Source organism: Klebsiella sp. B345 (assembly GCF_051131735.1).
GTDB lineage: Bacteria > Pseudomonadota > Gammaproteobacteria > Enterobacterales > Enterobacteriaceae > Klebsiella.
In genome coordinates this window covers 448,678-472,095 of the sequence record NZ_CP180443.1, presented here as the reverse complement: position 1 = coordinate 472,095, position 23,418 = coordinate 448,678, and the positions used below count along the sequence as shown (strand labels likewise).

Annotated in this window: 23 protein-coding genes; 14 read left to right on the top strand and 9 right to left on the bottom strand. The window is 51.3% G+C overall.

Annotation, left to right across the window (positions count from 1 at the left end):
- Positions 1 to 348: 348 nt before the first annotated feature.
- Together ACMYSO_RS02160 and ACMYSO_RS02155 are read left to right on the top strand one after the other, a co-directional pair.
- Positions 349 to 1,149, top strand: coding sequence for a hypothetical protein (locus ACMYSO_RS02160; RefSeq protein ID WP_434669049.1), 801 nt, complete (start codon positions 349 to 351; stop codon positions 1,147 to 1,149).
- Between the two features lie 86 nt (positions 1,150 to 1,235).
- The gene (locus ACMYSO_RS02155; RefSeq protein ID WP_434669048.1) at positions 1,236 to 2,066 is read left to right on the top strand and encodes a DNA/RNA non-specific endonuclease; all 831 of its coding nucleotides are present in this window, start codon (positions 1,236 to 1,238) and stop codon (positions 2,064 to 2,066) included.
- A gap of 110 nt (positions 2,067 to 2,176) precedes the next feature.
- Here the strand turns inward: ACMYSO_RS02155 and ACMYSO_RS02150 are convergent, their stop codons facing one another.
- The 9 genes from ACMYSO_RS02150 to ACMYSO_RS02110 all read right to left on the bottom strand — a co-directional run bounded on the left by ACMYSO_RS02150 (position 2,177) and on the right by ACMYSO_RS02110 (position 10,237).
- Entirely contained in the window at positions 2,177 to 2,512 is a 336-nt protein-coding gene (locus tag ACMYSO_RS02150) for a hypothetical protein (protein WP_434669047.1), read from the bottom strand.
- A gap of 62 nt (positions 2,513 to 2,574) precedes the next feature.
- Positions 2,575 to 3,981: an FAD-binding oxidoreductase gene (locus tag ACMYSO_RS02145; protein WP_434669046.1), complete on the bottom strand. Its 1,407-nt coding sequence runs from the start codon at positions 3,979 to 3,981 to the stop codon at positions 2,575 to 2,577.
- Positions 3,982 to 3,997: 16 nt separating this feature from the next.
- On the bottom strand, positions 3,998 to 4,813 hold the full coding sequence (locus tag ACMYSO_RS02140) for an ABC transporter permease (protein WP_434669045.1): 816 nt from the start codon (positions 4,811 to 4,813) through the stop codon (positions 3,998 to 4,000).
- Position 4,814: 1 nt separating this feature from the next.
- Positions 4,815 to 5,645: an ABC transporter ATP-binding protein gene (locus ACMYSO_RS02135; RefSeq protein ID WP_434669044.1), complete on the bottom strand. Its 831-nt coding sequence runs from the start codon at positions 5,643 to 5,645 to the stop codon at positions 4,815 to 4,817.
- Positions 5,642 to 6,625: an ABC transporter substrate-binding protein gene (locus ACMYSO_RS02130; RefSeq protein ID WP_434669043.1), complete on the bottom strand. Its 984-nt coding sequence runs from the start codon at positions 6,623 to 6,625 to the stop codon at positions 5,642 to 5,644. Before ACMYSO_RS02130 ends, ACMYSO_RS02135 begins: the two co-directional genes overlap by 4 nt.
- Before the next feature lie 11 nt (positions 6,626 to 6,636).
- The gene (locus ACMYSO_RS02125) at positions 6,637 to 7,506 is read right to left on the bottom strand and encodes a creatininase family protein (RefSeq protein WP_434669042.1); all 870 of its coding nucleotides are present in this window, start codon (positions 7,504 to 7,506) and stop codon (positions 6,637 to 6,639) included.
- A 22-nt stretch (positions 7,507 to 7,528) separates the two neighbouring features.
- Positions 7,529 to 7,984, bottom strand: a complete 456-nt coding sequence (locus tag ACMYSO_RS02120; protein WP_434584696.1) for a RidA family protein — start codon at positions 7,982 to 7,984, stop codon at positions 7,529 to 7,531.
- A complete protein-coding gene (locus ACMYSO_RS02115; protein WP_434669041.1) occupies positions 7,974 to 9,257 on the bottom strand; it encodes a cytosine deaminase in 1,284 nt (427 codons plus the stop codon). The genes ACMYSO_RS02120 and ACMYSO_RS02115 overlap by 11 nt, the downstream gene beginning before the upstream one ends.
- Positions 9,258 to 9,268: 11 nt before the next feature.
- Entirely contained in the window at positions 9,269 to 10,237 is a 969-nt protein-coding gene (locus ACMYSO_RS02110; protein WP_434669040.1) for a PDR/VanB family oxidoreductase, read from the bottom strand.
- 206 nt (positions 10,238 to 10,443) lie between these two features.
- On the opposite strand from ACMYSO_RS02110, the gene ACMYSO_RS02105 reads away from it, so the two are divergent.
- The 12 genes from ACMYSO_RS02105 (at position 10,444) to ACMYSO_RS02050 (ending at position 23,405) form a co-directional block, all read left to right on the top strand.
- Complete coding sequence (locus ACMYSO_RS02105; protein WP_434669039.1) at positions 10,444 to 11,343, top strand: LysR family transcriptional regulator; 900 nt, start codon at positions 10,444 to 10,446, stop codon at positions 11,341 to 11,343.
- Positions 11,344 to 11,645: 302 nt separating this feature from the next.
- On the top strand, positions 11,646 to 12,635 hold the full coding sequence (locus tag ACMYSO_RS02100; RefSeq protein WP_434669038.1) for an ABC transporter substrate-binding protein: 990 nt from the start codon (positions 11,646 to 11,648) through the stop codon (positions 12,633 to 12,635).
- A 10-nt stretch (positions 12,636 to 12,645) separates the two neighbouring features.
- Positions 12,646 to 14,064, top strand: coding sequence for an amidohydrolase family protein (locus ACMYSO_RS02095; protein ID WP_434669037.1), 1,419 nt, complete (start codon positions 12,646 to 12,648; stop codon positions 14,062 to 14,064).
- Positions 14,065 to 14,085: 21 nt separating this feature from the next.
- Positions 14,086 to 15,075 carry an isopenicillin N synthase family dioxygenase gene (locus ACMYSO_RS02090; RefSeq protein ID WP_434670714.1) on the top strand — a complete coding sequence of 330 codons (990 nt, stop codon included), beginning with the start codon at positions 14,086 to 14,088 and terminating at the stop codon, positions 15,073 to 15,075.
- Positions 15,076 to 15,609: 534 nt separating this feature from the next.
- Complete coding sequence (locus ACMYSO_RS02085; protein WP_434669036.1) at positions 15,610 to 16,434, top strand: winged helix-turn-helix domain-containing protein; 825 nt, start codon at positions 15,610 to 15,612, stop codon at positions 16,432 to 16,434.
- Position 16,435: 1 nt separating this feature from the next.
- Positions 16,436 to 16,930 carry a hypothetical protein gene (locus ACMYSO_RS02080; protein WP_434669035.1) on the top strand — a complete coding sequence of 165 codons (495 nt, stop codon included), beginning with the start codon at positions 16,436 to 16,438 and terminating at the stop codon, positions 16,928 to 16,930.
- Positions 16,931 to 17,222: 292 nt separating this feature from the next.
- Positions 17,223 to 17,777, top strand: coding sequence for a helix-turn-helix domain-containing protein (locus tag ACMYSO_RS02075; protein WP_434669034.1), 555 nt, complete (start codon positions 17,223 to 17,225; stop codon positions 17,775 to 17,777).
- A gap of 140 nt (positions 17,778 to 17,917) precedes the next feature.
- Positions 17,918 to 18,472, top strand: a complete 555-nt coding sequence (locus ACMYSO_RS02070; protein WP_434669033.1) for a fimbrial protein — start codon at positions 17,918 to 17,920, stop codon at positions 18,470 to 18,472.
- 62 nt (positions 18,473 to 18,534) lie between these two features.
- The gene (locus ACMYSO_RS02065) at positions 18,535 to 19,239 is read left to right on the top strand and encodes a fimbrial biogenesis chaperone (protein WP_434669032.1); all 705 of its coding nucleotides are present in this window, start codon (positions 18,535 to 18,537) and stop codon (positions 19,237 to 19,239) included.
- 60 nt (positions 19,240 to 19,299) lie between these two features.
- A complete protein-coding gene (locus tag ACMYSO_RS02060) occupies positions 19,300 to 21,807 on the top strand; it encodes a fimbria/pilus outer membrane usher protein (protein ID WP_434669031.1) in 2,508 nt (835 codons plus the stop codon).
- Between the two features lie 9 nt (positions 21,808 to 21,816).
- Positions 21,817 to 22,878, top strand: coding sequence for a fimbrial protein (locus tag ACMYSO_RS02055; protein WP_434669030.1), 1,062 nt, complete (start codon positions 21,817 to 21,819; stop codon positions 22,876 to 22,878).
- A 92-nt stretch (positions 22,879 to 22,970) separates the two neighbouring features.
- Complete coding sequence (locus ACMYSO_RS02050) at positions 22,971 to 23,405, top strand: GNAT family N-acetyltransferase (RefSeq protein ID WP_434669029.1); 435 nt, start codon at positions 22,971 to 22,973, stop codon at positions 23,403 to 23,405.
- The last annotated feature ends 13 nt before the right edge of the window (positions 23,406 to 23,418 follow it).

Here is a 23,418-nt window from a genome sequence, read left to right as displayed (position 1 = left end):
TGAATTTCTCTTTGTAATGTTTTAGCGTTGTTTTCATAATAATCATCGAGTTGATTTTCTAATGTTAAGTCAACCTCGGTGCTAACATTTGAATATTACCTGGAATAGTTGATTGATAAAATACGGGCAGAATATAAGCTAGTAAAACATCAAATTTGCAGCCCGCCAGATATTCTGGCTCGATCATCATTGCAACCAGCAATGTAAGTTACTTGTCTGTCTTCATACTGCGCGTTTGATGTTAACTCATTGGCTATTAATATGTAATCAATCACAAGGCAATCACTTGCTTTGTCCCGTGTCATGGTATGGTGATTGCAATCATTTAATATTCCCTGGAGATAAGTCATGCATTCTGAAGATCTTAAAGAAAAAACACTTGCCTGGTTTAACTACATTACCAGCCCTGCAAATAACGAAGATATATTTATGCGAAGTTCACAGGATATACTTGTTATGAATCCTGCGATCGCAGCTGCAACGCAAGAATATATCGATGGAAATATTCGCGATAGTCAGCTATTCAACACAACATCGTCAGCGCCACAAACGATGTTTGATGGCCTGCAAACCATTGTAAACCTTTGCCGTGTGCAATCAGGTTATAATGCACTTGATCCTAATGGAACCGGGAGTAAAGCTTATTTTACGAAATTTACTCAGAACATAGCAAATGTTCCTTGTCTGACGTTGTTGAGTGCTGAAACAAAAAATATTAAACAACAAAGCCATAATGCAGATGAGCTCGTCAACTCATTTGTCGATGCTTTTTATGGGCTTACACAAAGCGACCAGTCTAAGATTAAGTCATCCGTAACCTCGTTAGTTAAAGCAGCCCTAAGCTATGCAAACGAAGAACAGAAATCATCAAATTTCACGCAAAATATTTTGCAAACTGGTGATGATCAGGTGATATTCACGTTGTATGCTAGTACATTTGAAATTTCTTCGACCAAAAGTAAAGGTGTTATATCATTTAAATCTGAATACTCATTACAGCAGGCGTTATATAGCCTTTCCCGCGCCAGTTGGGAGCGAGTGAAAGATATGTTTGCTGAACAAGAGAAAACCACTATGGAACAGTGGTTAAATGATATGAAAACACCACAGAAAAGTGGCAGTACAGTAAAAGTATTATGTTTAGAATGATATGTGTTTAAATTAAAACGCTGCAATTTATTGCAGCGTTTTCTTTTGATTATCAGGCGCTAAAATGTAATCCAATGGGGGTTGAAATGCGTGTTTACTATAGATATTTGTGTCTGTGGTTTGTGTTGTTATTAACGTCTTGTTCAACAGGCTATCACCAATTAACTCAATTGCCGGTTACAATAGATAATTGTGAAGTTGGATGCCCGACCGGTGGCAGTGTGCAAACATTAGTTCGCGAAAGCTATACCCTGAACAATAATAGCGACAGTAAATTTGCTAATTGGGTGGCGTATAAAATAACTAAAGCCAGTCAGGCAAGCGGACGGCCACGAGACTGGAAACAGGATCCTGCATTACCCCAAGCTGATACGCTACCCCCAGATGCCTATATAAATGCAAATGCGCTTCTTGGGGTAGATCGCGGACACCAGGCGCCATTGGCTGGATTGGGGGGCGCGTCAGACTGGCAATCCCTTAATTATCTGTCGAATATTACACCACAAAAATCGGACCTCAATCAGGGAGCATGGGTAAGGTTAGAAGCTAAAGAACGCGAATTGGCCAACCGAAGTGATGTTACTGCAGTTTATTCAGTAACGGGGCCTCTTTTCGAAAGGCATATTGCGACGTTACCTGCGGATCCTTCGGTTGAGATTCCAAGTGCTTACTGGAAGATTATTTTTATCGGCGTCAGTCCTGATAAAGGGCAGTATGCGGCTTTTCTGATGGATCAAACTACGCCGAAAAGCGCCAACTTTTGTGATTACCAGGTGACCGTGGATCTGATTGAGAGCAAAACAAATCCGAAACTGACGATTTGGTCCTCGTTACCAGCAAACGTCTCAGCCTTGATCAAAGCGACGAAAGGAACTTTAGCTAACGAGATGGGGTGCTCTGTAAGCACATCAATATGAATAATGTTTATCAGGCAAGGTCCTCCTGTCATCCTGAGTATTGCACGTCTTGTTCAAGGTTTGATGCAGCCTGGATAGGGTTATCCAGATTACCGTTGGCGGAGATATGGTTATAATTCAGCGTCCACGCCAGAGACGGGGCTAGTTTCATACTGAACTGCGCGCCATAGCTGGTGCTGTTCACCTCGCCAGGCGTTATGGGTTGAATAATATAATGTGCGCAGGCTGCCGCTGATGCTACCGCAGGTAAAGAATTCGGTGAGTGAACCAGCGACGCTGGATTTACAGTCCGTGGTTAAGGGGATTGTGGCGTGGCCGGTCTGAATGAATATCCCTTGGGAAATGAGCAACGCACCCAACGTTAGTCCACGATTCATGGTTTTACTTTTCATTGAGATCACCCAGTTAAATATCACTTCAATTTTGGGAAGAAAAATACCTGCCATAAAAATGGCAGGTAATACCACCTTGTTTTTATTTTGTAGGGCGGCCAGTAAGGCTCTGGTATTTATTTATCGTGTAAGGACAATGGGTTACTGTCTAACACTAGCTGGTCGCGCTGCGCCCAGCCTCGCAGCTTGCCGGGGTTAAGCAAGCCATCCGGGTCGATATATTTTTTGACGGCGACGACGTCAGAACGAATCACACCCTGCTTACCATCTTCAACCTGATAAACATGTGGGTTATTAATTTTTACGTCATTTTCACGAAATATCTGCATGATTTCATTTAGCCGCTCTTCGGTCGAATAGCGAACTAACTGCAGGCCGCTGGCGGTAATATTGCCATCATTATCGCGCAGGAATTCAATATGCGAGATGACTTCGCCTGAAAATCGCTGCTCCATTTGCAAAATTTGCTGCGGGAAGTTCTGATAATTAAACGCCGTCTGTAAATAGGTCAGCGTATTGTCGACTTTCAGCGCATGTAAGGTGGTGTGGTTCCAACAGTATTCCATTAATGAGGCATTGCGCTCCCGGGCTTCGTCGCCGTGCTGTCGGATGGCATTTTCCCCTTTATGTTTCAGCACCAGTCCGGGACAGAATCCTTCACTCTCCTCGGCGATAACGCTGATGACCGCGTGCTGCCCGGCCCGATAATGCTCCTTGAGATGGCTAAAATAGTCCGGGATCGGCGCGGCAAACAATGCAAGCTGGCGCTTGACGAAACCGGGTGAACGGAGGCACTCGTTGGCATAATTCAGGGCGTCGGCGAAGTTGTCAAACACGTCCAGGCGTTCGATCCAGCGGTGCGTGGGGGCCAGCGCCAGCTCGACTTCAAGGATAATACCGTTACTGCCGTAGGCGTGGTGCAGCAGCAGCGCCTGCGGTGCCGGAATGGTCAACACTCGGGGAGCGGCCTCTACGGTCATGACTTTTACGCTGAGCACGTTACCGGGCGCCGCCAGTGGACCGTAGTTAATGGAGCCGATACCGCCAAAACCGCCACAGTAGAGACCGCCTAAGCTGGCCAGGCGGAAGGTTGATGGCATGCAGCGCAGCTCCCATCCTGTCGGACGGGTAACGGCTTCAATGTCCGCCAGGCGAATGCCGGCCTGAGCGCGCACCGTGCCGTTGTTGAGCTCGCAGATTTGATTCAACGCGGTCATATCTACCAGTATGCCGCCCTCCAGCGGCACCAGTTGGCCATAATTACCGGTAGCGCTGCCACGCAGGATAATCGGCAATTGCTGCTGTACGCAGGCGGCAACCAGGTGCCGTAGCTCTTCTTCGTTACGCGGACGGACAACGGCATCCGCCTGTTTTCCTTCCAGCTGTTGGTTGAGCACCGGGCTGAACCAGTGAAAATCGCGGGAAAGACGTTTAATCTTCGCCGGGTGTAAGGTCCACTCCAGCTCCGGCAAAGCCTGCTGTATCAGCGCGACTGCATGTTGACGTTGCTCGCGAGTCATCATTTTTCTACCTGTTCAATTAGTGAGATTGCACCGCTTCGCTTTCATGCCATGCGCTGAGCGCCAGGCGCGACACCCAGGACATCACCCCAAACAGCGCAATACCGGCGAGGGAAATCAACAGCAGAGCGGCAAACATCAGTGGAATGTCCAACTGGTAGCCCGCCTGCAGGATCTGATAGGCCAGGCCGGTATTGGTTCCGCCGGTACCGGCAACAAACTCCGCAACCACCGCGCCGATCAGCGACAGGCCACTGGAAATGCGCAGGGCGCCGAAGAAATAGGGCAGCGCGGAGGGAATGCGCAGTCGCACCAGGGTTTGCAAACGGCTGGCGTGATTCAGCCTGAAATAGCTCAATAGTCCAGGCGATACGCTGCGTAATCCCTGGGTGGTATTGGAGATAATCGGGAATACCGCCATCAGGGTTGCGCACACCACCAACGAGAGGGTGGCATCTTTCACCCAAATAATGATCAGGGGCGCGATAGCGACAATTGGCGTGACCTGCAAAAAGACGATGTACGGGAACAGCGCGGTTTCAACAAAACGGTTCTGCACCAGGATAAACGCGACAGCCGTGCCGATAACGATCGACAGGAGAAACGATATCAGGGTGATCTTCAGCGTGAACAGTAATGACAGCAGCAGCGGTGTCAGATGCGTCCACAGGCTTTCCACCATCACCAGAGGGGAAGGCACCAGAAATTGCGGGATGCGAAAATAGCTGACCGCTCCCTGCCATAGCAAGATCACCAGCACTGCGACGATGGTCGGATAGAGAATTTTGAGAAAAAGTGGACGATTAACCCACGGTTTTGCGTTTGCGGTCTTCATATTATGGCTCCATACCGGATTGGCTAGCCTGCAAGAGACTGTCCTGCAACTGCCTGGCGTAATGGGAAAATGCCGGGCTGACACGGAAGTCCTCATTGCGCGGGAACGGCTCTCTGATGGTGATATCTTCGACGACCCGGCCTGGGCGCGCCGCCATCATAATCACCCGCTGGGAGAGGAACACCGCTTCATGAATCGAATGGGTGACGAAGACTACCGTCAGGTTTTGTTCCTGCCAGAGGCGCAGAAGATCGCTGTCGAGCTTGTTACGCGTAATTTCATCCAGCGCGCCGAAGGGTTCATCCATCAGCAGCAATTTTGGCCGCGTCACCAGGCCACGAGCGATAGAGACGCGCATCTGCATGCCGCCGGAGAGCTCGCGCGGCAGGACGTTGGCAAACTTGCCAAGCCCCACCAACTCGAGCGCTTCGCTAACCCGGGTGTTAGCTTCAGCTCGCGGGACACCAGCAAGATCCAGAGGCAACCGGACGTTGTTGTGGACGCTGCTCCATGGCATCAACGTGGCTTCCTGGAAGACAAAAGAGAGCGGAGCCTGGGCCTTTTCCCGGCTGTCACGGCGCCATAGCATCAGCTTGCCGTCACTGGGTTCCACCAGACCGGCCACCATTTTCAGCAGCGTGCTCTTACCGCAGCCGGAAGGCCCGAGCAGGGTAATAAACTCCCCCTGATTGATGGTCAGATTGACAGGCAGCAGCGCCCGGGTACCGTTGCTGTAAATCTTCTCCGCCGAGAGGACTTCAATAGCAGGCGCCGCAGGTGCCTGAACAAAGCGGTTGTCGCTCATCACGGTGAGTTTGGGCGCGGTATTCATGGCATGACTCCGGCATCTTTGACCATATCCAGGGTATAGGTCTGCTCAAAAGGCACTTTGCTGGCGTCGATCAGTTTGTTTTTCACCAACATATCCCAGGTTTTTTTCAGCCGCGGCTGCGTGATGATACCTATACCACTGGTCATGGCATCGCCGCCGGTGACCAGCTGATATTTCTTCATCTGGGCAATACCAAAAGCAATTTGCTCGGCACCCATTTGCGGATTCGCTTTGCTAATCAACATATTTCCGGCACTGGGATCCTGAAGATAGCTTTTCCATCCTTCCATTGAGGCTTTGACAAAGGCGGCTACGGCGGCCGGGCGTTTCTTGATGGTGTCGGTCATACAGATAATCGAGTTGCCGTAGGGAGGGTAGCCCCAGTCGCTGAGCGGATAAACGTAGAACGGTTTTCCCCCTTTGGCGACAGAGAACGGCTCTGAAGTCACGTAGCCCTGCTGCACCAGATTTTTGTCCGCCAGGAATGGCTGGACGTTAAAGGTATAGGGGCGGACTTTGGTGTTGCCCAACCCCAGTTCGCTTTTCGCCCATGGCCAGAAGGAGGTATAAGCTTCGGTGGCGAGCAGAAAGGTTTTATCCTTTAATTGCGCAGGATTCTCTACTTTGTCATGAGTGATAAATACCGTTGGCGAGTGCTGAAAAACGGTGGCCACGGTGACGGCGTGTACGCCGGCCTGCCAGGTCTCCAGTGCCTGGCCATTATCGCCGAGGGTGCAATCCGCCTGACCCGCCGCCATCAACTGCATCACGTTGATCTGCGGGCCTCCCATTTTAATATCGACATCGAGACCGGCGTTTTTATACAGCCCCTGGGCCTGGGCCTGATAGAAGCCGCCATGTTCCGCCTGGGCATACCAGTTAGTGAGAAAGGTAAACTTTTCCGCAGCAAAGCCGGATGTAGAGGTGGCGATGGCCGCAAGGGTGAACATCGTGTAAGCCGGTGTACGCATATTTTTCATCAGAGTTCCTTTTACTCAGCAACGGAAGAAGAGGGCGTGGACTGCACGAAGCCGTTCCAGTGGTGTTTTCCCCAGCTCGGCTCGTGCCGCACGACCCAGTCCATGTGATGGATTTCGCGAATCGCTTGCGCCCAGCTGTTGGCCAGCGATTCGAGGAGCTCCTGGCCCTGTTCTGCCGTCGCAGGGGTCGGATCGCCGATAACTCCGCTGGGGCTAAAATCGATGGAGGCCCAGGCTGCCGCAGGGCGGCCTTTTGACAGCGTCGGACAGGGGAACTCCGGCGGGAAGCTGGCCACCGCATGCTCCATATGGACGCACTCTGGCGCGAGGGCCAGCATCAGCGCTGTTTCGCTATGGCCCGCGTGCATCGCCATTTTCTGTTCCTGAGGGCTGAGAAACTGTTTTTCACTATTGGGGACGTTGAACACGTCGTGGGGGATGATGATCATATCCCCGTGGCGCAGGCGCATTTCCCTGGAAGCCATTTGCAGGACCTGAGGCTGTCCGCCGTGACCGTTGATCATCAGTAGCTTGCGAAAGCCCGCACGATACAGCGATTCAGCTATCTCAAGGAGGGTGTGCAGAAGCGTATCGCCGCTCAGGGTCAAGGTGCCGGGAAAATGCAGATGCTCGTCGGACTTACCGTAAGTAATCGGCGGGATAGCGTAGGCTGGAATATCCGCCGGTAGCCGCGCGAGGGCATGGCCCGCGATGCCGGATGAAATGACACTGTCCACGGAACAGGGCAGATGCGGACCGTGTTGTTCAATTGCTCCCGTGGGGAGCACAATCACCGTATTATTTTTGTCTGGCAGGGCGGCAATCGCCGTCCAGCTCAGAAAAGGGAGAAAGCGCTCTGCAGGAATATAACCGTTGATCATCGCTGTGCCTCTGGATCGAAAATTATTGGGGTAACCAGACCGTTGCTTCAACTTCAATCAGTACCGTGGCGTCGGGCAACATTTCACTGACCTGCACTACGGTAGAAACCGGCGGTTGTTGAGGGTAAAAAAGCTTTCTTACCCGGCTGTAATAGGGGAAATGGTCAAGGTTGCGAAAATACTGAACCAGCTTGATGACGTCGCTCATCTGCCCTCCAGCGGACTCCACCGTGTGGCGAATGCTCTCCAGCACGTACCAGCTTTGTGCCAGAATCGGCCCCTGTTTCGCATCCGTAGAAAACTCGCCCGTTTCCCCCAGCAGTTCCCGTACCGCTTCTGGAACATCCTGAAAGCCGTTGACGATGGTGCCGCTTAGCGGATTGACCGGGATAATGCCGGAGAGAAAAATAAAATCACCGGCTCTGCGCCAGGCGGCATACTGCGCCAACGGAGCACCTGCACCTGCTTCAAGACTCATACGTCATCTCCTGTTGCCACACCCGTTGGTGGGTTAACCTGCCGTGGTTAATCACCAGACGAGCGGCACTGTTTAAAGGCCAGGTAACCCTGTCGCTACCCGGGAAAATCACCAGACTGGCTGCGTTGCCGACGGCGAATGGCGTTGCGTCTTCCGGCGCACCCGTTAACGCCGCCCGGTCGCAGATCAGCCGGGACTGACGGTCGAATACGTCGCTGAGCTGGGCGCTGAACAGGCCGCAGGCCAGAGTATCCAGCGGGTCATAGCTTCCCGCCGGGCAGAAAGCGTCCTGGACATTGTCACAGCCGAGCAACGTTGCCACGCCACAGGCGCTGGCCTCCTGTAGCAGCGTGATCCCCCGCTGGCGTGGCGTGCGGCCAGTCACCGCATCCTGGAGTAGCAGGTTGGTCATCGGCAGGGCGATAAGGGTGACGCCATGTGTTGCCATCTGGCACAGGATCCGCGCAGCCAGCTCTTCACTGCCGGAAGCCAGAGCACAGCCATGGCTGCAGCAGATATGTCCCGGAAAAGGGTCACGAGCGAGACGCTCCGCCAGCCATGCCAGTCCGCGGGGATAGTCACTGAGCTCTTCATCAATATGCAGATCCAGATCCAGCTGCCAGCGGGCCGCGCTGCACAGCAGATTTTCCATGGCAGCCGGATCCCAGTTAGAGGAGTGGACAAAACCACCGAGTAAGCAGCCCTTGCCGCTGTCGGCCACCGCTTGCGCAATGGTTTGTGCCGCCACCGGGTCGGCAAACAGTTCCAGAGGCACCAGCGCCACCCGCTCAACGCTGATGTCGGGATGGTCCAGACGGGCGATTTGGTACCATGCCTCAGGCGCGGAGGTGGTAAACCAGTCGATATGGGTGCGCAAATGACTGACGCCATTGGCCGCTGCTCTGGCCAACGCTGCGGACGCGCGGCGTTGAATATCCGCCTGGGTCCAGTGCCGGCGATCGTCGTGCATGGCGCGGATAGCGGCCAGCAGACCGGGCTCCTTTGGACGGCAGCGCTCTATGGTATAGGTCTTATCCAGATGGGCGTGGGGTTCGATAAGGCTAGGTAGCGCCAGCGCGCCGCCGAGATCCCATAAGGTGTGATTCAGTGGGTCAAAGGGGGCTATAGTCGCGATTTTTCCGTCGGTAAAGGTCAGATCCGCCGTCAGTGGCGTACCGTTGAGTTGCGTCGGCCAACTCGCAGGAAGTGCCCAGGCCGGGAGACGGACGTTGCTAACGCCGGCAAGCGGTGCGCGAAGAGAGGGGGTCTGCATCGTCACTCTCCTCACAGGTCCAGAACCAGAACCGGCGTTTTCGAACGCGAACAACACAGGGTGATCTGACTGTTTCCGGCTTTTTCTTCCGCCGTCAGGACCGTATCCCGGTGTTCAGGAATGCCGTCGATAACGTCGGTAATACAGGAGCCGCAGATCCCTTGCTCGCAGGAGAGCATGACTTCTACCCGGGCGTTCATTAATACCTGGGCGATAGTTTGTTCCGGTGCAACCAGCAGGCGTTCACCCGTCGATGCAAGCTGAATATAAAAACTTTTGTTCTCCGGCTCATTATCCGGAATAGCGCGGGTGAAACGTTCAAAAGATAATTGTGATATCGGCCAGGAATGTATTTCCATAATATCCTGTAGCCGCTTAATAAAACCGTCCGGGCCGCAGGCAATCACTGCCGTGTCGTCTTTTGGTTGTGTTAAGCAGGCGGGGATTCGATGGCGCAAAGAGTCGCCCTCATCGCTGCAATGAATAACGATCTTTCCCGCCATTGAGAGCATCTCCAGCCGCGCGGTAAAAGCCACGTGCTGAGCGCCAGAGACATAATAATGAATTTCAAAATCAATCTGTTGCCGTGCTATCTCTTCAGCCATCGCTAGCAATGGAGTGATGCCGATGCCGCCGGCCAGCAGCAGATAACGCCCGGCAGCGGGCAGCGGGAAATGATTACGCGGGCGGGAAACAGAAAGTCGATCCCCCGCGTTAAGCTCATGGTGCAGATAGTGCGAGCCGCCGCAAGAAATATCCCCTAGCTTAACGCAAACTTCATAATACTCGCGGTGGTCAGGCATCCCACAGAGGGAGTACTGCCGTGGGCCAATGCCTGGGATCATAATATCGATGTGGGATCCTGCCGAATATTCCGGGAATAGTTTTCCGGCTTCCGGAATTAATTTTAAGGATAAATTGCCAAGCCCATTAGGGCTTATTGCTTCCACCGATACAGGGATCAGATCGCCGTCTTTCATTAACGTTTACCATCCACATTAAGCTGTCTGCTGTGCCGCGAGGAGCCACGAAAGGGGGATCTCCCTCAGCCGTTGGCGGGCCGTCGTGCGAGTTTATCGGTGAAACGATCGTTTCTCCGTTATAAATGCTACGGTATTGTGATAAAACTGTTGCGTCCAGAGCTTTGATTCGCACAACCCGTTGCAAAAAAGAGAGCACCCAGACGATGTTTGCATTCTCCCGTTTTCTGCTTTATTTCACGGAAGTGGCCCGCCATGGGTCGTTTCGTAAAGCCTCAGAGGCGCTGCATGTTTCAGCGTCTTCCATCGACCGTCAAATTTTGCGCGTCGAAAATGAGCTGGCGATGCCGTTGTTTGAACGCCATCCGACGGGGCTACGCCTGACGGCTGCCGGGGAGTTACTTCTGCACGCCGCTAACAACTGGAAAAAGGACTTTACCCGGGTATGCGAGCAACTGGATGACCTGCGAGGACTGCGACGCGGACATGTGCGCATCGCCACTATTGATGCCATTAACCGGCATTTTTTTTCCGCGATGTTGAAAGAGGTTCATAACCAGTATCCCAACATTTCTTTTACATTATCCACCATGAACAATATCAACATCCAGGAGGCGCTAATCTCGGGTGAGGCGGATTTCGGCATCATGCTTAACCCCCAAAGCTCCCGCGAACTGCAGGTACGAGCCTTTGCCGAGATGAATATTGGGATCGTGGTTCCCAAAGGCCACCCGCTGGAAGATCGCAGCTCCGTACGGTTTAGTCAGTGTATCGAATACCCGTTTATCCTTCCTTGCGCGCCGTTGATGATCAGCTCACCGGTGGAGGCGCTGGTGAACATCAGCGGTAATGAGGTCAAGGAAGTCGCTGTTTCTAATAACATTCACATGATAAGAACCCTGATAAAAGAGCAGATGGGGATCGGCATTTTGTGTCGACTGGATATTCTGGATGAGATTCAGTCCGGCCAGCTGGCGTTTATTCCGTTAACCGATCCGCAGCTTAAACCCTTTACCCTGGCACTGTGTGTATCCCCCGCCAGGCAGCTGTCGCTTGCTGCTTCCATGATGCTCCAGCAGCTGGAAATCCTCTTCAGTCAAATTTGACCGACAAGCACTAAAACAAGCCATTAACGCACTAAAATAGTGCGTTTTTGTGTTGATGAATCAAAGGTTGCATAACGGTGAACCACCGGCATTGCACAATGCTGGCGAGGATGCCAGGCAAGGATAGATGTCGATAATAATTGGCATCGTTTTTGTATAGCTGAACATGAGTATAAGCGGTCAGTACGGTTCTCCGTGCGGGACATTGCTCAGTAACCATTTCGCGGTTCAATGTTGACCGGGGTGGGAGGCTGAGTCGTTGTCCGCTCGTCCTCTTTCCCGGCGTTATGAGGAGAGGGGCAATGAAAATAGGTTCGCGCATTCCCTGGAGCTACCGTATGTTGGGCATCGTTGCCCTCAGCGGTTTGTCTCTGACCGTTCAGGCCGAGGATAAAATTGTGCTACTGACTTCCTGGTACGCCCAGGCGGAACAAGGTGGCTATTACCAGGCTCAGGCGACGGGGATCTACAAAAAATACGGTCTGGATGTCGACATCCAGTCTGGCGGCCCCCAGGTTAACGGTATGCAATTGCTGTTATCAAAACGGGCTGATGTCATTATTGGCTACGACTTGCAGCTACTGGAAGGCATCCAGCGGGGATTCCAGGCCAAAGCCATTGCCGCACCCTTTCAATACGACCCCCAAGGACTGCTGACCCACGCCGATGTCACCTCGCTGGAGGGCCTGAAAGGGAAAACCATTCTGGTATCCAGCTCCGGTCAGGCGACGTGGTGGCCGTGGCTGAAGGGGCAATATCAACTGAATGATGCCCAGGCCCGACCCTATACCTTCAATATTCAGCCTTTTGTGGCGGATGAGAATCTCGCCCAGCAGGCCTACGTCAGTTCTGAGGTTTTCCAGGTGCAAAAAGCAGGGGTGAAATCAAACTTCTTCCTGTTTTCCGAACACGGCTATCCCCCCTACGGCGGCATTCTGATTGCCCGCCCGGAAACCATTGCTGAACGTAATGCGGCAATGGCGAAGTTCGTGCGTGCGTCGATGGAGGGGTGGGTCAGTTATTTGAATAATCCTGCCCCGGGAAACACCTTGATAAAAAAAGAAAACCCTAACATGACCGACGATCTTCTGGCCTGGGGCGTCGCGCAAATCCGTCAGCATCACCTGATTGATGGCGGCGACGCCGCTACCGCGGGATGGGGAACAATGACGGAAGCACGTTGGCACAAAACCCGTGATTTTATGGTCAGCGCCAACTTGTTGAATGCCGCTACCGACTGGAAGCAGGCCTATACCACCGAATTTGTGCAGGATATGCAGGTAAAACCCTGAGGAGCGACCCATGTCATTATTAATTAAAAATGCGCATGCCATCTTGAGTGGCCTCCCGGGGGACGATGCCCGGCTGACCGGTCCGGATATCCGTATCCGTAATGGCGTCATCACCGCAATCGGTTCGCTAGCGGCCCTGCCGGAGGAACGACAGATCGACGCCCGGGATTGTGTCATCTACCCGGCGTGGGTGAATACGCATCACCATCTTTTTCAGTCACTGTTGAAGGGAGAGCCTCAGGGATTGAACCAGAGTCTGACGGCATGGCTGAGCGCCACGCCTTACCGCTTTCGCGCGGCATTCGATGAACACACGTTTCGTCTGGCGGTGCGCATTGGCCTGGTTGAGCTGCTGCGATCGGGCTGCGCCACCGTCGCGGATCATAACTATTTATACTGGCCAGATATGCCATTTGATACGTCGGAGATTGTATTTAACGAAGGCGAAGCGCTTGGTATGCGGATTGTTCTATGTCGTGGGGGCGCGACCCAGGGGCGGGCCGTTGAGCAGGATCTACCGGTCGCGCTGCGTCCTGAAACCTTCGATGGCTATATGACGGATATTGAACGACTGGTCAAACGCTATCACGACCCTGGAACGGGGTCCCTGCGGCGGGTGGTGATGGCGCCTACCACCGTGCTGCATTCCGCGCCGGGTGTCCAGTTGCGGGAGATGGCCAAACTGGCCCGTCATTTGGGAATTCGGCTGCACAGCCATTTGTCGGAAACCGTGGATTATCTGGATGTCGCGCGCAATAAATTCGCCATGACTCCGGTCCAGTTCTGTGCTGAACACGACTGGCTGGGGAATGATGTGTGGTTTGCCCATCTGGTGAAATTACTGCCGGAAGAGATCGCGCTGTTAGGGCAAACCGGCACCGGCATTGCCCATTGTCCGCAAAGCAACGGGCGGCTGGGAAGCGGGATTGCCGATCTGCTGGCGCTGGAAAAGGCAGGGGTACCGGTATCGTTAGGGGTGGACGGCGCCGCATCCAATGAAGCGGCGGATATGCAAAGCGAAGCCCATGCCGCATGGTTGCTGCAACGGGCGCGTAAAGGCATGCAGGCGCAGCCGCGCTATGCCGGCGGCACCTTTGAGGGCGGCGGCGATGCGGTTACGGTGGAAGATGTGGTGCGTTGGGGAAGCGCTGGTGGTGCGCAGATCCTCGGTTTGCAGCAATGCGGTTCCATCGGTGTTGGGATGCAGGCGGATTTAGCGATTTATCGTCTGGACGACCCGCGTTACTTCGGGCTACACGATATCGCGATAGGGCCGGTAGCCTGCGGTGGTCGGGCCTCCCTGAAAGCATTGCTGCTCAATGGCCGGCCGATCGTAGAGGATGATGTGATTCCAGGTCTGGATCTTGAGGTCATGCGTCACCAGGCGCAGGCGGCGGTACAAACCTTACAACAGCGTGCTGCTGTTTGAACCCAATACAGGACAATCATGATGACGCATTCTATTCAGAATCAGGGCTACGCATTGCAGGAACTGGAAAAAGAAGCGCTGATGGGCGCGCCTGGCGAAGAAACGTTTACTCGCGAGGTCCGCTGCATCGATCTCTCAAATTTTGAGGAAAGGAAAAGTGAAATTGCCGATCGGCTGTGGGAGGCCGCAGTGGAGATTGGCTTCTTCCAGGTGAGCCATCATGGCATTCCTCTGGAAGATATCCACCAGGCGTTCCGTATGACCGAGACGTTTTTCGCACTTCCCGATGAGGTAAAGGGGCAGTATCCGCTATCCCGTAATGCCGGTTGGGAAAGCAAAGCACAGGTACGGCCGTCGACGAAGACGCCGGACCAAAAAGAGTCGTATCAGATTACCCGTCCGCTGATGACCGGGTTGTGGCCTAGCGACCAGGAACTGCCTGCATTCAGAAAGACGATGCTGACATTTGAATCGCAGTGTTGGCAGTTGGGGATGAAGCTGCTGTCTTGTTTTGCTTTAAAGCTGGGGTTTACAGAGTCATTTTTTTCCGCGGCTCACAATCCGGAAAGTGAAACTTACCAAAGTACATTGCGCATGCTGCACTACTACGCTTCTGGTCAGGCCCAGCAGGGGATGTGGCGTGCCGGCGCCCATACGGATTTTGACTGCCTGACACTGTTATTTCAACGCGCGGGACAAGGCGGACTGCAGGTGTGTCCTGGGAAAGATCGTGAGAGTCAACAGTGGACCAGTATCGAGCCACGGGAAGAGGTGATCACCTGTAATATCGGCGATATGCTGATGCGCTGGAGCGATGACCAGCTGCCTTCTAACTTCCACCGGGTGAGAAGCCCGCTTGCGCATGAGTACCAGGGGCCGCGCTATAGCCTGGCATTTTTCTGTCAGGCCAATAAAGATGTCGAGATCCTTGGGCCGCAGGCGAAGTACCCGCCGATAACCGCGGAGGCGTATCTGCAACAGCGCATTCAGGCCAACTTTGCCAAAGGATAGCTTCGTTCTGGGTGCTGCATCTCTTTTGTCATCTATACCTGTCATACTGCAGAAAAAATCCACGCTTCGGCGTGGATTTATGCTTCTTGACGGTTATCCTGCCATTCATTCAAGAGTTAATTGCCGACACTTGTAAAGCAAATGCTGCATTAATGATTTTAGTGTTTTTATCTTGTAATCAGGGTGATGAAATGCCGCTCAGGTTGTTCGTACCTCGAGTAATGACGAATTAGAATATACTCGTATTTTCGCGGATAATATGATTCATATGGAAAATTTATGTTTACGATAAAACCAAAAGCGGATAGTATCGCTATTGATTCTATCGTGCGCCAGAGTTTAATTTGTACTATTTAGTTGGAAAGTGCATTAATAACATAAGTACACTATTTTTTTTAGCACGTGTGACTTTGTTAAAAGTGGGAGTGGTTTTAATATTTTATTTATTGCAGTGGATGTGAAATTGTGGCTGCAACTTCTGTCTGTCATTAAAAGATAATCCTCCAAATATTCAAAATATAAAGTTAAGACATTATGCGATATTTTATTCAATATTCTGTATTCTATGACCCTTTACAGGGTGTCCTACGCTCTGCAACAAATGACGAAGATTGTGTGCAACTAACCAGAACCGCCTCGGAACTATTAATTACATTGCTTGATCACAGAGATGTCATGTCGCGTGATGCCGTACTGGAAAAAGTTTGGGGTAGTCACGGCGGCGCGGGTAGTCATAATAATCTCAACCAGTATCTCAGTATTTTACGCCGGGCGTTTCGGCAATATGGTCTTGATGATATTATCCTCACTATCCCTCGTGTCGGGATCCAACTTAATCCAGATATCAATGTGGAGAGGATTTATGATGGAAACAACACTCAGCTAAATCATAGTGCAAATAGAATCACGATTGATAGCTTTTCAACCTCTCCCGAACACCAACCGACGTTATCCCAGCATAAAAAACAAACATCGCGAAGTGGGTATTTTAGCGTCTATTTCAAATACATCGTTCCTGGTGCGTTGTTACTCTCATTATCAGCATTCATGCTAATCTATATCCTCTACGAACATCAGTTTTTAGCCAGTCCCTTTATCAGTTCTTTGCCGGTGGCAGGGTGTAGAGTTAATGCATTAGAAGACGTCAGTGAACAAGCAAAGGCGATAATTTCCGGCGATTTTCTCCGGGTCAAAGACGGGCTTGCCTTACATTGCGATACGCAACATCAGTTTATGTTTTACTATGATGCCCGAATTAATGATTCAGGCCTGGGAAAGACACTGCTCGCACAATGTACGGCTCGTGGAAGTAATCCAAACGGTTTTTGCAATAATTATTTCTTCTATAACTGGAGGTAGAATGGCGCGTAAAGAGATCTCATTTCTTTGGTTTTCCACGATGGTATTTGCCGTGGCCTGCGTATTCTTCTCCTGGCATTTTTTTCATCAAAAAAACGACAGTTTTCACTGTTCTGGCAACTTAGCTATATACAATGATAATGCCTCTCAACCCATTTTACGGGGGAAGTTGTATCTGTCGCTGGAACCCGAGGGTAAAGGGCATATCCGAATGGATGGCGAATCGTTATCGTCAGAAGGCACTGCGACCTTGCATAGGTTTATTTTCTTTAATTATCAATCAGTTCATGCCTCTGTGGGAATGGATTTCATTCTTGATGCTTATCATATTGTGCTGGCGCCAGCTGATAGCTCTGGTGATAAAGAGTTTATGAGTCTGGTCAACATGATAAGCCATGGTTCTGAACAATTGAGAATTCGTGTACGTATGATTAATCCTCGGACCAGTCTGATCAGTTCAGTCAGCTCACCTTTCCTTGTGTGCACCTCGCAGTAAGCAAATCGAGTGACGTTATTAGCGAGTTTATGTCCTTGCTGGTGGCAGGATTATTGATTTCATTACCCCACCAATGCAGAGTGTTTCACTGAAAAACACCTTAAAACACATTAATATCTGAATTATTAACTAAATAATCGAATAAGATAAGTTTATTATTTTGTTCTGTGTTTTTCTGCAACATAATCTACGGCATGGGTTTGAGAATAATCCTGGTCAGGTTTAGAGGTTGTGCGCCACGGTTTGTTCTTGCAGAAGACGTTAGACTGGGAGGCCGTCAATGAACTATATAATGTCTGATGATGGTTTTTTTTCCTTCGGTGTTGCATCAGTTTTTAACAGCGCTGGTGAGGATATCATTGCAGTACCTTTTGATCCTAAGTTATGGCAGCAGCAGTTGGATACTGTTGAGCGTGGAGACGTACTTCTGCTTGCCATTGACTGTATGCAAATTGTACGACAGATACTTCAATATCTTTCCGTAAGAGAAATTAAAGTTTGCTTATTTGTTAATAATGCCTGTGGCTATGAGTATTTCACCGGACATAATGGAATGGTCTCCAGAAATATTCCTCCCTTAATGACGATTGCAGCAGTGCATCGGGCGGTGAAGCAAAATGCGCTGCAGCGCATCACAGAAAAATTGACACCGTCTGAGCGGCTTATTATGGATAATCTTTCAAATGGTTTTTCGGTGTCAATAATTGCCAGAAATTTAAACGTCACAGAGAAAAATGTCTACAGGCACAAAACCAAAGCCATGCATCGCATGGGTATTTGTAAGCTCAGGAGTAAGGCGGTTGTTATCTATAGCTGCATCCGTCAGCATGAACCTGTAAGTAATTAGCATGTAATTTTATCGGTAGTAAAGTGTTGTTTTGCCATCTTGTTTATTCTGTTTGTCTGCAACTTTTAATGGTGATAAAAGGTGGTTGTTTGCGTGAGATGTAACTCGGCTAAGTATTATCAATAATGGAGTGTTATGATATGAAAATGAAACTTGTTATGATTTCTGCGGCGGTAACCACCGCTTTAATGGCTTCATCAGCTATTGCCGCTGATGGTACTATTTACTTTGAAGGGGCATTAGCAGCAAACACCTGTGATATTACTGTTGACGGAAAAAATACACCGGCAACGGTTACTTTACCAACGGTCACTGCTTCTAAACTTCTTGGCATAGGTGCCACCACAGGTGACACTCTGTTTAAAATCGTGTTGACGAACTGTACCGGGGTAAGTGAAACCTCAACGGCAGCTGCATTTTTTGAAAATGGCTCAACTGTTGATTATGACACCTTCAACCTTATTAATACCGCGGACAGTGGCGATGAAGCTAAAAATGTTCAGCTTCAGCTGTTGGATGCTGTCAATCAATCGCCAATTAATATTGGCTTTAGCAACCAGCAAGCGAACTCTACTCGTCACGATATTTCGTCTGCCGGAGCGGAATTGCCGTATACCGTGCGCTATTTTTCTTTGGGATCGGCAGCGCCTGGAATTGTCCAAAGCCAGGTTAACTTCAGCATTGATTATGAGTAATTATCTTATCTGGTGAAATGAAAATACGGCAGCATTTTTGCTGCCGTTCAGGATGGTAGCTTATGATGAAAAGGAATTTACTCCCGGGGCTGGCAATCATATTGGTGGCCAGTGTGGCTTTGCCAGCAAATAGCGCGGTGGTGATTACGGGGACTCGCGTTATTTATCCTGCATTGGAAAAAGAAGTTACGGTGAAAATGAATAATAACGGTACGTCGCCGGTGTTAGTTCAGTCCTGGATCGACAGCGGGGATCGTAATTCTACGCCTGAGAGTGCAAAAGCACCGTTTTTTATTACCCCGCCGGTAAACCGGGTAAATGCCGGGCGTGGCCAGGTGCTACGTATTCGCTACACCGGTGAAACGTTACCCCAGGATAAAGAATCACTGTTTTTCCTGAACGTCCTTGAAGTCCCGCCGAAGGTCAAAAATGCCGAGGGTCAGAATACGCTGCATATGGCATTCCGCTCGCGCCTGAAGCTCTTTTTCCGGCCTGCAGGTCTGGTGGGGAGCTCGGCAGATGCGCCAGGGAAGGTCGTCTGGACCCGTTCCGGAGACCGCATCTCAGCCAAAAATCCGACACCTTTTCATATCAACGTGGCGTTTTTTACTGAGGATGAAAAAGGTGAATCCTCGATAGGCGAGGGCGGAACCGTCAAACCTGGGGACGTCCGTACTTTTACGCTCAACAAGTCCGCCAGTCAATTCTATCCGGTCATCATCAATGACTATGGCGCGATGAAGGTTATCAAGCCTGCTAAGAAGTAAATAACGGACGTTGTCTGGTTTTTGCCAGGCGAGTTATGACGGAAGAAAGGGAGCATTTTCATGTCTGACAGGCTGGCACTGAGACCTGTTGCTGCGGCAATTGCCCTGCTTGCAGGTCCACTTTGCGCAGAAGAGGTGGAGTTTAATACCTCTTTTATGAGTCCTGGCAGCCATAAGAAAATGGATATTACGCGTTATGAACGTGGGCTGGCAGTACCTGGGGTCTACCGGGTCAGAGTTCTGGTCAATGGCGTTTCTCAGGGTACTCATGATGTCACCGTATTAAACGAAACAGCCGATCTACAGAGCGGCCAGATCTGTTTGAGCCTGCAAACCGTCAACCTGATAGGCTTCGATCAGGAGAAACTGGAGCCCAGTGCCCGAGATCTTCTGCGCAACGCTCAGTCCGACGCCTGTTTACCGCTCAAACAGATCGCCCCTCAGGCCGTGCTGACGTTTGAAGCCGGTGAACAGCTGGATATCGATATCCCGGGCGTGTACTTGCAACGAAATCCTCGCGGCTACGTTAACCCTCAACAATGGGATCGAGGCATTACCGCCGGGTTGCTGAGCTATAACACCAATTACTATAGCTCGCAGAGCCGTGGGCAAAATGTGAATAGCGCCTGGGCAGGACTTTCTAGTGGCCTGAACCTGGCCGGCTGGTTGCTGCGCCACAATGGTAGCTGGAACTGGAGTAACGAAGCAGGCAGTCGTTACCAGTCGCTTGAAACCTACGTGCAGCGCGATATCCCCGATTTACAGGGCCGCTTGACGTTAGGCGATACCAGCACACCCGGCGATCTCTTCGATACCCAGTCATTTCGCGGTCTGCGCTTGTCTAATGAAGAGTTGATGCGACCCAGTTCGCAGCGTGGCTACGCACCGCTGATCCGTGGTAATGCGCGTACCAATGCCAGGGTGCAGGTCAAGCAGCAGGATCGTCTGCTGTATGAAACGACCGTCCCGCCGGGTGAATTTGAGATTAACGATCTTTACCCGACAGGATACGGTGGCGAACTGGACGTTATCGTTCTTGAAGCTGATGGCACTTCTCAGCGCCAGACTATCCCTTTTGCACCTACCAGTAATCTGCTACGACCGGGTATGAATAACTACAGCCTGACGTTGGGGAAGCTGAGACAAGGCTGGGTCAGTAACGAACCCGTTCTGGGTGAGCTGACATGGCAGCGGGGTTTGAACAACTTCCTGACGGGATATGTGGGCTTTCAGGGTAATGAGCATTACCAGAGTGGTCAAATTGGCACCGCGTTGGGGACGGCTATCGGCGCGGTTTCTCTGGATGTTACGCACGCCAACGCCACTTTTGAACAGCCACTGGATGGCCGTAAGGCGATGAATGGGCAGAGCTATCAGCTGAAATTTAGTCAATATATTAAGCAAACCAACAGCCAAATCGGCGTTGCGGCATACCGTTTTTCGACCGATCGTTATATTGATTACATGACGGCCATGCAAACCCGGGAGCAACAGAGTCATGGTGATGACTTTTATAGCATCCAGAGACCGAAAAGCCGTCTTGGGATCACCGCGAGTCAGACGCTTCCTGAGGGATGGGGGAGTTTCTACCTCAGTGGCTGGCAGCAAAATTACTGGAATTCGGCGCACAACGACCGACAGTATCAGCTTGGCTATAACAACCGTTTGGGTAACCTGAGTTATGGCATCAGCGCCAGTCGTACTCGAAATGGCGACAATGACTTTGAGAACCGCTATACGCTCAGCCTGAGCATTCCGCTGGGCCGCAAAAGCCTGTTCCGGCAGATGTCGGTCAATATGAACCATGAGCCAGGAGGGGTTCTGCGCGAACAGGTGAATCTGAGTGGTTCAGGGCTCAATGATAATTCGCTCAGCTATAACCTGTCTGGCTCTCATTCGAATAAGGACGGCACGCCTTCCGTATCTGCAAGTACGTCTTTGCGCACGATGAACACCACTTTGCAGGCTTCTGCGGGCACGGGTAAGCACTACCATAACTATTCGGTAGGCATGAATGGTGCCGCAATTGTCCATAACGGCGGCATCACCCTGACGCCATACAGTGGCGACACTCAGGCGTTGGTCGAGGCAAAAGGGGCGGATGGTGCGAGCGTGAGCGGCTACCCGGGCGTTCGGGTGGATGGCTCAGGTTATGCGATAGTGCCATACCTTAACGCCTATCAAATGAATGAAATCAGCATCGACCCTAAAGGATTGTCAGACGATATTGAGCTGGATGACACCAGCCAGAAAGTGGCTCCCTACAGCGGTGCAGTGGTGAAACTACGTTTCAACACTACGCATGGGCGACCTGTGATGATCCACTTACAGGGTAATGATAACGTGCCCTTTGGCGCGGATGTTCTGGATGAACAGCAAAATATCGTGGGCGTGGTCGGTCAAGGAAAACGTGCATTTGTCCGGCTTGGTGCGGCATCCGGGTCGCTTGTTGTTCGCTGGGGCGGCGAGGCGAATCAGCGTTGTTATGCTGCATACCAGGTTCCAGAAAAAAGCTCAGAGCTCACCACATTGGCGACGGTCTGTCGTCCAGGAAAGCCGAATAATTAAGGATGAAGAATGGCTATTTTACGCTTAGTAATCGCTTTGCTGCTCGGTATCTGTTCGACAAGCGCCCAGGCGACGGGGTGCTATAGCGCCCTCGGTACTATCGAGGATAGAACGGCCTCGTTGGGGAATATTACTATTTCCGTACCTCCGGATATGCCCGTTGGCAGCGAAATCTATCGCATCCGGGTCGCCAGCCCGGGTGACGTCGGTGATGCGGGGATTACCTGCAGCGCAGCGGAGAGTTTTTATTGGGGGTTTGATTATGCAGATACGTCGTATCCTGAATCCTCCGGCTCAAGCCCTTATGGCGGTCGCATGTATGGAACCAATCTGCCGGGCGTCAGCGTGGTCTACCTGGCGAGCAAAGGTTTTCCTTATCAGTACACACCGGGGATATATTCAGAATTGCTCATGAAGAATAATCCACTGGCGATCGAGTTTGTGTTAATCAAAACGGGTGATGTTCAGCCTGGGGTGGTTAATGGGACCAGCCTACCTACTGCGGCGTTCTCAGGTGGCCAGAGTGGCGACATGCACGAGTTCCTCAAGTACCGGCTGAATGGGCAGGTTTTGGTTACCGTACCAACGTGTCAGATTGAGTCACCTGAAAAGATTGTACAGATGGGCAGTCATGTTATTGGTGGTACGTTTACCAGAGTAGGCTCGACGACTGCCTGGCAGGATGCAAGTATCAGGCTGATCAACTGTCCAACTTTTTTCGGCAGCCGCGGTAGCCCGGCAGGGCTGACTTCCTACGGTGTTGCTCCTGTGAATCCCAATATCTGGGCGCTCTCTTTTCAACCGGTTTTTGGCACCCTCGATGATGCGCAGGGGATTATCAAACTCGATGACTCGGGAGTAGACGACGCGAGCGGGGTGGGGATCCAGCTCGCCACTGCGCAGAATGAGTCATCATTTATTAATTTTACCGCTGAGCTTAGCGGAGATTTTCCGCAGGATGGTATGGCTTCTATGACCATCCCGATTTTTGCTCGCTATATCCAGATGGAAAACCAGGTTACCCCCGGGCGGGCGGATAGCAGCATCATTTATACCCTTGAATACCGCTAGAAGCCTTTGCCTTTAATCTTTCTATTTCTATTTTTACCGCGGAGCCATACTGTACTGTCACTATCACCTCAGTAGTGTTAAGGAGTGTCTTAATGATGGTTATTCAGGATAAAGGGGCGCTTGACTCCATTGACTGGTCGGTACTGGCAGAGTTAATCGCCGCCGGCGGTCTGGGTCAACGCGATACGACGCTGCTTGAACAGGCCTTTCGCCACAGCACTTTCTGCTGGTTTGGTTTTCACAACGGGCAGCTAGTTGCTGTGGCCAGAGCGATTAGCGATCTGACCTGGTGCAGCTATCTGGCCGATGTGGTCGTGGCGCCGAGCCTGCAGGGGCAAGGTTATGGCCGGCAGTTAATGCAGCAAATATGCAACGCGTTATTACCCTATGGTAAAATTTTTATTTATTCCGTGGCGGATAAAACCGGGTTTTACCAGCATCACGGATTTGAACTACTGACAACGGGTATGGTTTGTTCAAGCCAGCAGGGTATAGATAAAATGCGTGAGCAGGGTTATATCCTGTGACTAATCGGACAGC

Bases quoted from the DNA above. Each gene is read 5' to 3' on its own strand.
- ACMYSO_RS02060 (WP_434669031.1), top strand. From the start codon at position 19,300: ATGTCTGACAGGCTGGCACTGAGACCTGTTGCTGCGGCAATTGCCCTG.
- ACMYSO_RS02065 (WP_434669032.1), top strand. From the start codon at position 18,535: ATGATGAAAAGGAATTTACTCCCGGGGCTGGCAATCATATTGGTGGCC.
- ACMYSO_RS02080 (WP_434669035.1), top strand. From the start codon at position 16,436: ATGGCGCGTAAAGAGATCTCATTTCTTTGGTTTTCCACGATGGTATTT.
- ACMYSO_RS02105 (WP_434669039.1), top strand. From the start codon at position 10,444: ATGTTTGCATTCTCCCGTTTTCTGCTTTATTTCACGGAAGTGGCCCGC.
- ACMYSO_RS02090 (WP_434670714.1), top strand. From the start codon at position 14,086: ATGACGCATTCTATTCAGAATCAGGGCTACGCATTGCAGGAACTGGAA.
- ACMYSO_RS02095 (WP_434669037.1), top strand. From the start codon at position 12,646: ATGTCATTATTAATTAAAAATGCGCATGCCATCTTGAGTGGCCTCCCG.
- ACMYSO_RS02085 (WP_434669036.1), top strand. From the start codon at position 15,610: ATGCGATATTTTATTCAATATTCTGTATTCTATGACCCTTTACAGGGT.
- ACMYSO_RS02125 (WP_434669042.1), bottom strand. From the start codon at position 7,506: ATGATCAACGGTTATATTCCTGCAGAGCGCTTTCTCCCTTTTCTGAGC.
- ACMYSO_RS02150 (WP_434669047.1), bottom strand. From the start codon at position 2,512: ATGGCAGGTATTTTTCTTCCCAAAATTGAAGTGATATTTAACTGGGTG.
- ACMYSO_RS02100 (WP_434669038.1), top strand. From the start codon at position 11,646: ATGAAAATAGGTTCGCGCATTCCCTGGAGCTACCGTATGTTGGGCATC.
- ACMYSO_RS02115 (WP_434669041.1), bottom strand. From the start codon at position 9,257: ATGCAGACCCCCTCTCTTCGCGCACCGCTTGCCGGCGTTAGCAACGTC.
- ACMYSO_RS02120 (WP_434584696.1), bottom strand. From the start codon at position 7,984: ATGAGTCTTGAAGCAGGTGCAGGTGCTCCGTTGGCGCAGTATGCCGCC.
- ACMYSO_RS02070 (WP_434669033.1), top strand. From the start codon at position 17,918: ATGAAAATGAAACTTGTTATGATTTCTGCGGCGGTAACCACCGCTTTA.
- ACMYSO_RS02135 (WP_434669044.1), bottom strand. From the start codon at position 5,645: ATGAATACCGCGCCCAAACTCACCGTGATGAGCGACAACCGCTTTGTT.
- ACMYSO_RS02075 (WP_434669034.1), top strand. From the start codon at position 17,223: ATGTCTGATGATGGTTTTTTTTCCTTCGGTGTTGCATCAGTTTTTAAC.
- ACMYSO_RS02050 (WP_434669029.1), top strand. From the start codon at position 22,971: ATGATGGTTATTCAGGATAAAGGGGCGCTTGACTCCATTGACTGGTCG.
- ACMYSO_RS02145 (WP_434669046.1), bottom strand. From the start codon at position 3,981: ATGATGACTCGCGAGCAACGTCAACATGCAGTCGCGCTGATACAGCAG.
- ACMYSO_RS02055 (WP_434669030.1), top strand. From the start codon at position 21,817: ATGGCTATTTTACGCTTAGTAATCGCTTTGCTGCTCGGTATCTGTTCG.
- ACMYSO_RS02110 (WP_434669040.1), bottom strand. From the start codon at position 10,237: ATGAAAGACGGCGATCTGATCCCTGTATCGGTGGAAGCAATAAGCCCT.
- ACMYSO_RS02130 (WP_434669043.1), bottom strand. From the start codon at position 6,625: ATGAAAAATATGCGTACACCGGCTTACACGATGTTCACCCTTGCGGCC.
- ACMYSO_RS02155 (WP_434669048.1), top strand. From the start codon at position 1,236: ATGCGTGTTTACTATAGATATTTGTGTCTGTGGTTTGTGTTGTTATTA.
- ACMYSO_RS02140 (WP_434669045.1), bottom strand. From the start codon at position 4,813: ATGAAGACCGCAAACGCAAAACCGTGGGTTAATCGTCCACTTTTTCTC.
- ACMYSO_RS02160 (WP_434669049.1), top strand. From the start codon at position 349: ATGCATTCTGAAGATCTTAAAGAAAAAACACTTGCCTGGTTTAACTAC.